Source organism: Demetria terragena DSM 11295 (assembly GCF_000376825.1).
GTDB lineage: Bacteria > Actinomycetota > Actinomycetes > Actinomycetales > Dermatophilaceae > Demetria > Demetria terragena.
The window spans coordinates 109,170-120,584 of the sequence record NZ_AQXW01000003.1; the positions used below are offsets into that span (position 1 = coordinate 109,170).

The 11,415-nt window shown below is 65.8% G+C and carries 11 protein-coding genes; 8 read left to right on the forward strand and 3 right to left on the reverse strand.

Annotated features, from left to right (window positions below; genetic code table 11):
• Positions 1 to 36 precede the first annotated feature (36 nt).
• From F562_RS0102415 to F562_RS20010, 3 genes are read left to right on the forward strand one after another with little or no spacing between them, the layout of a single operon-like run.
• Positions 37 to 348: a hypothetical protein gene (locus tag F562_RS0102415; protein WP_018155327.1), complete on the forward strand. Its 312-nt coding sequence runs from the start codon at positions 37 to 39 to the stop codon at positions 346 to 348.
• Entirely contained in the window at positions 341 to 2,104 is a 1,764-nt protein-coding gene (locus tag F562_RS0102420; protein WP_211206423.1) for a hypothetical protein, read from the forward strand. The genes F562_RS0102415 and F562_RS0102420 overlap by 8 nt, the downstream gene beginning before the upstream one ends.
• 1 nt (position 2,105) lies before the next feature.
• Positions 2,106 to 3,188, forward strand: coding sequence for a hypothetical protein (locus F562_RS20010; RefSeq protein WP_018155329.1), 1,083 nt, complete (start codon positions 2,106 to 2,108; stop codon positions 3,186 to 3,188).
• A gap of 37 nt (positions 3,189 to 3,225) precedes the next feature.
• Here F562_RS20010 and F562_RS0102430 read toward each other — a convergent pair whose 3' ends face one another.
• Positions 3,226 to 5,091 (reverse strand): hypothetical protein, encoded by a 1,866-nt coding sequence (locus F562_RS0102430; RefSeq protein ID WP_018155330.1) that lies wholly within the window; start codon positions 5,089 to 5,091, stop codon positions 3,226 to 3,228.
• A 130-nt stretch (positions 5,092 to 5,221) separates the two neighbouring features.
• Here F562_RS0102430 and F562_RS0102435 point away from each other — a divergent pair, with 130 nt between their 5' ends.
• The 4 genes from F562_RS0102435 to F562_RS0102450 all read left to right on the forward strand — a co-directional run bounded on the left by F562_RS0102435 (position 5,222) and on the right by F562_RS0102450 (position 8,949).
• Positions 5,222 to 6,103, forward strand: coding sequence for a glycosyltransferase family 2 protein (locus F562_RS0102435; protein ID WP_026180944.1), 882 nt, complete (start codon positions 5,222 to 5,224; stop codon positions 6,101 to 6,103).
• Complete coding sequence (locus tag F562_RS0102440; RefSeq protein WP_018155332.1) at positions 6,103 to 7,089, forward strand: hypothetical protein; 987 nt, start codon at positions 6,103 to 6,105, stop codon at positions 7,087 to 7,089. The genes F562_RS0102435 and F562_RS0102440 overlap by 1 nt, the downstream gene beginning before the upstream one ends.
• 115 nt (positions 7,090 to 7,204) lie before the next feature.
• On the forward strand, positions 7,205 to 8,032 hold the full coding sequence (locus tag F562_RS0102445; protein WP_156822484.1) for a hypothetical protein: 828 nt from the start codon (positions 7,205 to 7,207) through the stop codon (positions 8,030 to 8,032).
• Entirely contained in the window at positions 8,029 to 8,949 is a 921-nt protein-coding gene (locus F562_RS0102450; protein ID WP_018155334.1) for a DNA-3-methyladenine glycosylase family protein, read from the forward strand. Before F562_RS0102445 ends, F562_RS0102450 begins: the two co-directional genes overlap by 4 nt.
• A gap of 6 nt (positions 8,950 to 8,955) precedes the next feature.
• Here the strand turns inward: F562_RS0102450 and cofE are convergent, their stop codons facing one another.
• A complete protein-coding gene (cofE, locus tag F562_RS17780; RefSeq protein ID WP_018155335.1) occupies positions 8,956 to 9,990 on the reverse strand; it encodes a coenzyme F420-0:L-glutamate ligase in 1,035 nt (344 codons plus the stop codon).
• A complete protein-coding gene (gene cofD / locus F562_RS0102460) occupies positions 9,987 to 10,964 on the reverse strand; it encodes a 2-phospho-L-lactate transferase (protein ID WP_018155336.1) in 978 nt (325 codons plus the stop codon). The genes cofE and cofD overlap by 4 nt, the downstream gene beginning before the upstream one ends.
• A 146-nt stretch (positions 10,965 to 11,110) precedes the next feature.
• Between cofD and F562_RS0102465 the strand changes: the two genes are divergently transcribed.
• Positions 11,111 to 11,359 carry a WhiB family transcriptional regulator gene (locus F562_RS0102465; RefSeq protein WP_156822512.1) on the forward strand — a complete coding sequence of 83 codons (249 nt, stop codon included), beginning with the start codon at positions 11,111 to 11,113 and terminating at the stop codon, positions 11,357 to 11,359.
• Positions 11,360 to 11,415: the final 56 nt, after the last annotated feature.

The window sequence follows — 11,415 nt, forward strand, 5'->3', positions numbered from 1 at the left end:
ATCACTTGGCAGTTGAGTGCCTGGCCGGGTTGGCGAGTGGCTGTCGATGCCGAGCTGGCCGACCAGCAGGTGCCGGAGCACATCCGATCCCGGAGCCAACTTGACCCGGACGCGACGGACCGGGAAATCCTCGTGGCCTGGACCCAATCCGAAGTGCTCGCAAAACTAACCGACGAGCCAATTCTGTTGCGACTCAGGCGATGTGGACTGCGCATAGACGATCTTCCGCAGCGAGCACCGATCGGGCTCGTCACCGTGCAACATGAAGGGAATGTGACCACCGTGGGAGCAGCCGCGTGTGCCGTACACGACATTGAGGAACCTGAGGCCGGTGGTCAGCGTGGCTAACGCCGCTAAGGCGGAGACCTCCGCACCGTCGACCGACCCACGACTCGCCGCGCGGCGCGCAGCGGCGAGCCCGCAGAAGCTCGGCCCTAAGTTCGATCAGTTCTGCGAGGCCGCCACCCAATTTTGGCCGCAGAACACCCTGCCTTCGCGGGATGCCACCATCCTGGTCGAACTCATGACCGAGGACATCCGAGTGGGCATTCGGAGCCTGACGATCGCCAACGCGATCCGTCGGGTCACCCCGGCCCGAGTCGTCGTCTACCTGGGCGCGGATGCGGACTGGAGCAGTTTCCAGTGGACCTACTACGACCGGGAGGGCCTGGAGAAGCTCGCTCGGGCGTACGGCGCGGACGATGTGATCGACGTTCACGAGATCGTCGATGACGGGCTGCACGATCGCGAGGGCAGCGTCGAAATCGCCGGCAAGACAATCCCACTCGATCAACCCTCCCGCATCGCAGCCGACACCCTGGACCAACTCGTGGATGCGACAGCTGCACGGGTGATGCGCGTACCCCGTGTCACCGACGAGGTTCGAGCGACCGAGAAATATGCCGAGGTCCGGGCCCGGAGTGAAGCGTTCGCCCGCCTTTATGACGGGATGATGACCGAGCTGAATCCGGTGGCACTGGTCTCGAGCCACATCGACTACAACCATTGGGGGTTGGCCGTCGAGGCGGCGATTCGTACGGGCGTTCCTACTATCCACGTGCAGACCACAGGCGGACTGAAGGCCTACCTGCTGACCCCGGAGCAAGCACAGGGTCGCGAGGGCACGTTCCGGATGCACCTGACCCGGCAGATCGCCGAGTTCTTTGAGAGCTATCTGTGGTCCAACCGGGATCTCCTGCGTCGCGGTGCCGAACTCACCGCGTGGCGCTCGAAGAGCAATCTTGGGCGACCGTCGTGGTGGCGGGGCGGGGGCGTCGTGTCGTCGCTGGAATTGAGCAATCCGCTGGAACGTCAGAACGTGCGAGAGCACGCGATGCAGCGACTGGGATTTGATCCGGACAAGCCGGTCGTCGTGGTGTTTAACCACGCGGTGTCTGACGCGCTCGGAACCAACCACGAACTCTTCGATGATCTCGCGCACTGGTTTGAGGAGACGGCTGCCTACGCGGCTAATGACACGACCGTGAACTGGCTGTTCCAAGATCATCCAGCCCAGTTCCTCTACGACGTCACCGGATTCTTCGACACCGTCAAAGAGCGCTACGCCGACCGGCCACACATGCAGTTCCGGCGTTCGTTCGACATGAGCAAGAACATCATCTGGAGCCTGGTGGACCTCGGTGTCACGGTGCGCGGTTCGGTCAGCGCAGAACTACCGGTCTATGGGATTCCCGCAATCCAGGCGGGCTGGTCGGAGTGGAGCGGTTGTGGATTCTCGCTCGTCGCCAAAGACCGCGAGGACTACTGGCGCCTCCTGAAGGAGACCACCGACAAGATTCGCGCTGGGATCTCGCCGATCAGCAAAGAACAGGTTGAGCGCGCTCGCCTATGGCAGTGGTTCTATCGAAGCGGGGGTGATGTGGCGTCCCACCTAGTCCAACACTGGGACCTTGGCCAAAACAACGAACTGTTCCGGGCGCTCACCGTGGCCATGCGTCACGTCGAGAGCGACGGTGAAGCGGGCCTGGAAGCGACCCAACGAATGTGGCGACAGGGTGACCCGATCTTGACCCGGGTGGACTTCACCGGCGGATCTGAGCAATTGGCTCGTCAACTCGGTGTCTTGGCAGAAGTGGAAGTGTGACATGACGACAGATGAACACCCTCCCGTCGACGTGGAGCAGCGGCTGGCCAGCTCCCCTCAGCTCACCTTTGACACCATCTTTGACGAACCGGTGCCGACCCTCCAGGTTCCATGCACCCTGACCGAGGGACAGCGACCTGAGGTCAAGGTGGTCGATCGATTCACCCGAGGTCTGGCGATCGTCGGACGATTCGCGCTTGAGCCGAGCTTGATCGGTCTGAAGGTGACACCCGGATCAACAGACGCCGTCCGGGTGCTCGTCCAGTTCAGCGTCGATGCCGTCACCGACACCTGGTGGAGCAAGCGCACACCAGCCGACACGGTCAGATCGGACGATGCCACGGCCCGGATGTTCGTACTGCGTTCGCAGGGCAAGACCCGTGCTGCCGTCGCCCTCGCCGCGCCAGACATGACGCCCGACGGGCCCATCCGCGCCCAGGTGGAGTTCGATTGCGAACCGGGCGCCGTCAACCCCGACGGGTTGCTCATTCTGGAAGTGCTGCAGCCGGAGGGATTGCCTCGGTGGGCGGCGCGGCGGGTCATGCCCTACGCACCCGTCGGCGTGCGAATCGACAAGATCTCACTGCTCGAGGCGCAGGGCGAAGCGCCGCAAGTGCGGCCCTTCGTCATCAATCACCAGGACCCGACTCAGTGGCAGATCCTGACCCTCCACCCGGATGCCGCGGGCGCCGCGGGGAGCGTACGGGTTCGGCGCCATTACCGTCGGCCACCCGATCTGCTGACGCGCGCGGCCCGTAAGGCGGTCCGGGAAGGGCGGTCGCGGATCTTGCGTCAGAACGATTCGGCTCACGCTATGCAGGAGGTTGTGCAGGGTTGGCTCGATCGGGACGAACTCGAGGTGACGGCAGTGGCCCTCGCGGACGGTCGACCGGTGTCCATTGAAGTTCGGCCGGGGAGCGGAAATGGCAACCGTGACCATGCCTTTGTCAGGTTCCACGTCGCTGACTCCGGCACTGGTCCGGTGGTGGTCGGGCTGCGGCACCGGGACAAGGCCATTGCCGATCGTCCCGAGGTGGGGCATCGCCTGGTGACCTGGGAGGTCACTGCGGACTGGCGAGGCTGACCCTCCCAGGTCCCGCGCAGCACGAAGGTGGCGAAACCTATATCCCGAGACGGGTGAGCACCCGCTCGAGTTGGGCTGTGCGCTGTGGCGGGGCGATCGCGAAGGCCGTGCGTTTGGCGCGGGTCACCACGCGTTCTCCGACGCGGCGTCCTGGAGCGGTCAACCGCCGTCCCAGGACGTAACTGGGGGAGCTTTGAAGGCGGGCGAGGCGGCGCTCCAAGTCTCGTACCGACTGATCGCGTTGCCTCACGGCCGACTCCAGCCAGGTCACTTGATCTCCGCGGGTGTGGAGTTCCTGCGACATGCGACCTAGCGATGACATCGCCTCGCGATACCCGCGTGAGGGGGACGAGGTGGCCGTAAACTGGGAGGCGCCGTTCGCAAGGTTCTCCGCGAGTAACTGACTTTCGGTGGTCGCCCCTCCGCCGTGGATCACGACGGAGAGCTCGGCTTCGCGTGATGCGATCTGACTCGCGACATCAGGGGACCAGGGCTTGCCGACCATGGCCAGCAGCGTCTGGGTCAGGGCATCCGGGCTGATGTCCGGCTGCCACGGGTGTTCTCCGCCGGACTGCAGGAGCCGACGGGCGAACTCGCGCAGGCCGCGCGCGAGACACAGATCCGCGTCCAGGTCTTCAGTCCAGGACCAACTCTCGTCGAAGAGCTCCATCGAACCATCGGGTCCAAGCACGACATTGTTCGGCCCGGCAAAGAAGCGCTTGGTCAGTCCGCCGTCCCGCCAGACTGCGTCGTCGCTGAGGAAGGCCGCGTAATCACGAGTGAGTCGGCGGACGCCGGTGAGATTCCCTCGGGCGCACTCGGCGCGCAGGGCCGCCTCCAAAAGGTCGCCACTTGGCAATCGGCCACCCACCAGGGAGAGGTCCCGGGAGACGCGCCGCTCAAACATGGGCCCAGCGTGGTGAAGCGGCAGGATCGACCGCTCCCAGCCGTCCGCGTCCTGGCTCGCCGTCATGATGCCGGACCACTGCGGGCTCACACCGTCTTCGCTCTGGAGAAGTTGCGGTCGATCTGCAGTGGCCGTTTCCGAGGATGCTTCGCCCTTGCGGGCCTCCACGACCCAGCCTGCGGCCGTGTGTGGGCCGAGGCCGGCCGCCAAGAATCGCCGTGACATGGAATAGAGGTCGATCAGACTGCGATGTCCGTGAGCCTGATCGGACTCAATCTTCGCAATGAGCGACTCCAATCCGGCGCGACCGGTTGAATCCTCCGCAATGGCGGGGTCTACCAATAGTGACATTTGGTTGAATATTGGGTAACCACTGTATAGACGATCGATTGATAATCCTGCGGCAGAAACGATCTCGGGAAGTTCGGGATACAGGGGATTTCGGGACTCGAACTCGTCCGCGCCGCGATGCCATGAGGTGTCGTCGTCGAACAGAGTGCGCATTTCGAGCCGGAAAACGTGATCCATCGCGAGATCGTTAGCGACTGCCACAATGGCCCGCCCACGATCTCCGAGAAATTCGCCGGACCGCTTGATCGTCTCTGCGTAGGTCAGCGGTGTCGAGTCCGGGGTCAGGAGGCCCTGGGGGCCGTCGAGGTTGACCACCACGTCGTACGGAGCACCTGGCTTGAAGCGCTCAAAACCGCCAGCGAAAACACGCAGATGTTGGCGTTCCTGGGCGTGGCTCGCCAATTCGCGAGCATCGACCAGGGAGCGCACCAGAATGTCAACGGGACGATCGGGGCGGACGACGTCCACGAGAGTTGCCGCGTGAGGTCCGATTAGTGCAACGCGACCAGGATGTTCTCCCAGCACAGAATGCAGCAGATAGGCAATCGCTCCGGGGCGAGAAAGGCGCGAGAAGTCTTCGGTCATGACCTCGCCGCCGATGAGGCGAACTCCCGAGGAGGTGTCGATAGCGTGTTGTTCGGTCAAGGAAATGCCTCTCAGGTGGTGTCTACTCGCGGGCACAGCCTACCCGTTGAAAGATTCGGCCGGTTCGAGTCGGCGCGGGTGTGCAGATAGCGGGTGTGCGGATAGCGGGTGCGCAGATAGGCTGTCGGGCGTGGGCGATCAAAAGGCGCGGCCAAAGATCGGTGTTGTGATCCTTCATATGGGGGATCGGCCCGATGAATTTCAGCGTGCGATGGCCGACGTGCTCAAGCAAGAAGGCGTCGACCTCGACGTGGTCGTCGTCGGCAACGGATGGCGGCCGACCAATCTGCCGGATGGTGTCCGCGGCCACTTCCTGCCTAAGAACGTTGGAATTCCCGAAGGGCGCAACGTCGGGGCGCGTGCGGTCAGCGGGGACTACATCTTCTACCTCGACGACGATGCGTCGATCGTGAAGACAGACGTCCTGGCAAGACTGGCGACGGCCATCGAGGCACGCGACAAGGTGGCCCTCGTGCAGCCGCGATTGAGTGACCCGGTGACGGACCAGGCGCCGAGACGCTGGGTACCGCGCCTGATCGTGGGTCGAGGCATTGGTCGCGCCGGCCGAGTGGCCGTCTTCTCCGAAGGGGTCGTGCTGATCCGCCGGAGCGCCTTCGAGGAAGTTGGGGGATGGCCGGGGCAGTTCTTTTTCGGGCACGAAGGGATCGAGGTCGCCTGGCAACTCACCCATCGCGGATGGACGATGTGGTACGACCCCACGATCTCGGTGCACCACCCGTACACCGAGGCGAGTCGGCACCCAACACACTTCTTCACCAACGCGCGTAATCGGGTCTGGGTCGCGCGTCGCAACCTTCCCGCGGTGCTGATCCCGCCCTACCTGATGTCCTGGGCAGGCATCACCGCTGCACGAACTCGTGACCTCGACTCCATGCGGACGTGGGCCAGCGGCTTCGCCGCCGGGGTGCGTGAGCCTGCCGGTCAGCGGCGGGTCATCTCGTGGCGAACGGTCGCCACGCTGATTCGTATCGGTCGGCCACCGGTCGTCTGATGGCCACGCGGCAGGCGGTGCTGATCACCGGGCTCGCTAACCCGACCCATCTCATCTATGTCGGCTCCTACCTGCGGCAGTTGGCGTGGTCCGGCCCGATCGAGTTGTTCGCGCCGCCGGGGCAGCGGATCGACCTGCGGTCCGAATCTGCACAGCGCCTTCTCCCGCACGACCTGGATCTCACGGTCGCCGTTGGCGACGACTGGATGGCGACCCAGAAGGCACTGGTCTATGTATCCGTTGGGGCTCCGGGTCTTCGGGCCTACACCGCACTGCGGCGTCGCGCCCCACGGCGTGCGATCGAGGTGGTCGTCACCGATGAGGGCCTCGGGACCTATGGCACCTGGCGGACCCGACGGCAAGCGGGGGCGCGCGAGGGTGTTCGGGAACCCTGGCGCACCGTCCGGCCGCTCGCCGTGAGCGCCGGAGCGCGCCTTCTGACCTCCCGCCGGTGGCCGCTCTACGCTCGGAATGCGGGCCGCTGGACGGTATGCGATGACGTTGCTGAGGAGTTCAGGCGACATATCTCTGATCGTTGGGCGAGCGCACCGGACCGGGGACGTGTCGTGTTGTTGACTCAACCGTGGCCGGAACTTGGGGTGCTCTCCGAGCGTGACTATCTCGCGCACGTGGACGACACTGCTGCTGTTGTCGCGCAGGCCGGGCGAACTCTGTCGGTCTGTCCGCATCCGCTCGAACGGCCGGGCAGGTATGCCGACTGTGACGCCCTTGACCCCCACACGCCTGCCGAGCTCAATCCTGTTGTCGTGCATGCAGCGGCGGTGCTTGGTGGGCCAAGCACCGCACTACTCAACCTGGCCGCTGTGCATGGCGTGCCCGCCGTGCGCATCGGGGTGCCCGGCCGACCCGACCTCGACGACGATTTGTGCACGTCCCAACGCACCCTGCTGCAGGAGTTCGTTGGTGCGCCGGTCGCGCGGGCCGAGCTTGCCGGCACGCTGGCAGACCGCGCTCGCCGCTCATAAGGAGCCCAGTTCGTCACTTCGGTCAGACCGTCCGGGAGCATAAGCGCACGGATGGTCTGACCGAACTCGTCAGTCAATCGAGTGTGTTGTCAGCCTCAGCCGTTAGGCTCATGACGTGAGCAGTACCTCCCGATCACGACGTACGCGCCCGGCAAGCCCGCCCGTTAGTCCCGCCTCCCGGATGGCCCGCGCGGCCGATCTGGCCGGTGATGAAGTGCGGCGCCTGGCGACCAGACCCGGTGTGCGCCGTGCCGTGCGTCGAGCCGGGGAGGTAGCGCGCGGCACGGCGAGTCGACTGCCGCGCCAGCGCGACGAGATCACCCTGCTGGCCTCAGACCTGGCTGGTGTCGCGACGACCGGGATCCTCGTCGACGGCGCCCAGGCTGCGCAGGCGCGGCGCACGGCGCGATCGCTCGGATTGCCGCGCACGATGGACAGCGTGAGCGCCTGGAACGCTCTCGGTGCGCTGGCCGCATTGATCCAGGTCGCCGACGACGGACGTCGTCGCGCCGTCGTGATCGATGCGTCGGGTCCGCGCTCGGTCTTTAGCCGGTGGGCCACGGCGGCGGGCTTTGCGCCGGTCGCTCTTGATGTGGCGGAGCCCGAGGTCGTGGGGGAGCGCATCGACGCTGGCGCTGCTGACCTGGTCGCGCTGCTGTACCCGCGAACGGTCGACCCTGCCGACCTTGATGTCGAGTTGGCACACGCTAGTCGCGCGGTGCGCAAGGGCGGCCTCGTGTGTTCCACCGTGCAACTGGGCCCCGAACGTACCGGTGGGCTCGGGGTGGCCGACCTACGAGCATTCATGGCGCGCGCTGGTGAGCAAGGTTTGGCAACGGTCGGGAACCTCGACCTGCAGGACGCGGCCCGGGCGCGCGCAGCACAGTCAGAACACCAAGACCGTCCCGTCGGCCTGGCTCTCCTGACCTTCCGGCGTACGTGACGGAGTCGCCCGCAGCGGAGGTGACGTACGCCCCAGGGCGCGTCGTCCCACTCCGAGCGATCATCGGCCCGATGCGGCGGGGGCCTGGCGATCCAACGTTTGCGGCCGACGGGTCCGCGATTCTGCTAGGTCAGCGCACGCCCGAGGGCCCTGCCACGCTACGGATCGACCAGCCCGCAGCCGAGGTCGTGCATCTCCGGGCATGGGGCCCGGGAGCCGGGTGGTCGATACGTCAAGCGCCCGCCTTGCTTGGCGACCGGGACGACCCCAGCGGCTTTGCCCCGTCCCATCCACTCTTGCGGCGGCTACACCACGAGCATCCCCACGACCGGGTGCCCAGGTCGGGTCTGGTGGTGCCCGAGTTGGTACCGGTCATCCTCGAACAACGGGTGACCGGCGCCCAGGCGTTTGCCGCCTACCGGCGCTTGGTCCGCACCTATGGCGAGGTGGCACCTGGTCCTGGCGCGACGCTGCGCCTGATGGTCGCGCCGACGGTCGAAGGGTGGCGGCAGATCCCGTCCTGGGAGTGGCTACGCGCTGGCGTCGATGCTCAACGCTCGGACACGGTGATGCGGGCGCTGCGTGTCGCGCACCGACTTGATGAATGTGTCGACCTGCCGCTGGCTGACGCACACCGACGGCTGCGGGCGGTGCCCGGGATCGGGGCGTGGACGGTCGCGGAGGTAGCGCAGCGTGCTCTCGGCGACGCCGACGCCGTCAGTGTTGGCGACTATCACGTCGCGAAGAACATCACCTATGCCCTCGAAGGCACGGTGGGTGATGATGCCCGGATGCTCGAACTGTTGCGTCCCTATGCGGGTCATCGCTTTCGGGTGCAGCGACTCATCGGGCGTTCTGGCCGTGGCCGCCCGAGGCGCGGTCCACGGCTGAGCCTTCCCACCCACCTGCCTGCGTAGGTCAGTTCAGCGCTCCCGCACGGTGAGGAGCACCTGATGTGGCCGGGAATCGCGGACCTGTGTCGTCAGACGCTCGCCGGCCAACGCCACCTCGACGCGAGCCCAGGAGCGTCCCAAGAGCAGCGAGTTGTCGGATGTCCCGGTGAGGTCCGCACCGTTCACCTCCCACTGCACGGTGTCCGTCTCGGAGTACGCCGCGACCCGGAGCGCCCGCTCGATGCGTTCGCTCAATGACTCGGGATGGACCGACTCAATTCCAACGAACGTCGAGGCATCCGAGCCCGCGGTGATGCCAAGCGCATCACGAACGGCTTCCGCGCGCCCCAACGCGAACCAGTCCTCTGGACCGGCGCGCACCAGATTGCGGGCAGCATCTCCGTTCTCGGTGACCACCACGGTGCCCAGGCCGCGTACGACCGCTGCCGGGACGGCCTCGACCTTGCCTTTGACCAGGTCGGCGGCGGCGGCGATCTCGTCGGCGAGGCACCGGATCGTGACCGCCATTTCTCGGCCATCAACATCATGAGCGCCGCGCAGATCGTCAAGGGCGCGAATGCCGGCGAGGCCTAGCGCGAAATCGGTGAGCCCACCCCGCCACGGGCGGCCAGCGGTGTCGCTCAGGACGACGCCGACCCGGTCAGGGGCACCCGCGTCCCGGAGCTGACTTCGTACGACATGCGCAGCGCCATCGGGGTCGTGGGGGAGGAGCAGCGCTTCGTAGTCACCCACGTTGGAGGCGTCGATTCCCGCGCCGGCCATGACTGGACCGGCGAGTGCGGCCACAACTCTGGTGACGCCCGTTGAGGTCGATCGCTCGGACACGACCCGTGAAGACTCGCGCAACACCAGGTCGGTGCGTTCGGCGTCGGTGGCGAGTAGCCCGTCGGCCTTGGAGACGATCTTGCTCGTCACGACCAGGATGTCGCCCTCGACTAAAGCCTCACCTGAGGCGGTCAAGGCACGCATCAGGAGGTCGCCGACGTTGTCGCCGCCCCTGACTTCCGGAACGCCGAGGATCGGACGAACCTCCAGGACCGTCATCGTGGGGCCAGCTCGACAGCGAGGTCGAGCGCCGCGCCGGCAATGTTGGCGGAGGCATCGAGATCGGTCATGAGCAGGGGCCGGGAGCGGACCACCGCCTCCTGCCCAGCGGGGAGTTGAAGATCGGCGTCGGCGGTATCGACCAGCCAGCCCTGTAGGAAATCGGCATACAGGCCGGCCACTGCGCTCGCGGTGGGCTCGAGGTCCAGTGCGGCCAGGCAAGCGTCGGCGTGCCCGCGCACCGGTGCACCACCGACGATGGGAGACACTCCGACGACGGGGGTGGGGGTGCCACGGAGCGCGTCCCGAACGCCAGGAACACCCAGGATGATGCCGATCGACACGACCGGATTGCTCGGCGGCAGGAGGACAACGTCGGCCGAGCGCAGGGCATCTAGGACGCCCGGTGCCGCGTTGGCCTGGTCTAGTCCGGCCACAACGAAGCGCTGTGCGGGGATTTTGGCCTGGTGGCGAACCCACCACTCCTGGAAGTGGATGGCCCGTTGCTCACCATCAGCCTCAACTACAACGTGAGTCTCGACGGGCACGTCAGTCATCGGGAGGAGGCGTACGCCGCGCTCGGGCAACCCCCATCGCTGTGCCAACCGCTCGGTGACCTGGGACAAGGTGATTCCCTGGTTGAGCCATTGGGTACGCGCCACGTGGGTGCCAATATCGCGGTCTCCCAGCCGGAACCACTGGGGAGTGACGCCGTAGGCGGTCAGTTCCTCTTGGACGGCGAAGGTCTCGTCCTGGCGTCCCCAGCCCTGTTGCTCATGCACGCCGTTGCCCAAGGTGTAGAGCACCGTGTCGAGGTCGGGGCAGACCCGCAGGCCGTACAGCGTGATGTCATCGCCAGTGTTTCCGATGACCGTGACGTCGTGCGGGCCATCGTCGCGGTGGTCAAGGTGGTGAAGCAGACCGCGCAGGAAACGAGCCCCGCCGACCCCTCCGGTCAGTGCAGTGATGTGCATGGCAGCAGCCTTCCGGAGATTCCCAGGCTTGACGAATCGTGAACTACCGCAGTGTAATAACAGCGTTGTAGTTTGCGCTGCAGCACGACCGAAGACACAAAGTGCGATCGCGAGGAGGAGCCGTGCACGAGCTGAGCTTGATCAGCATGCACGACGATGCGCTCGACGACGACGGGGAACTGTCGTGGCAAGAGCGAGCGCTGTGCGCACAAACTGACCCTGAAGCATTCTTCCCCGAAAAGGGAGGTTCGACACGCGAGGCTAAGAAGGTTTGCGTGGGCTGCGAGGTCAAGGCCGAGTGCCTGGAATATGCGCTGGAACACGACGAGCGGTTCGGTATCTGGGGTGGTCTGTCCGAGCGTGAGCGTCGCAAACTCAAGAAGCGCGCGGTCTGACGATCGCGCCGCACGGCCCGCGGCGGGGGTCGCGGACCCATCAGTTTTGTGCTCTA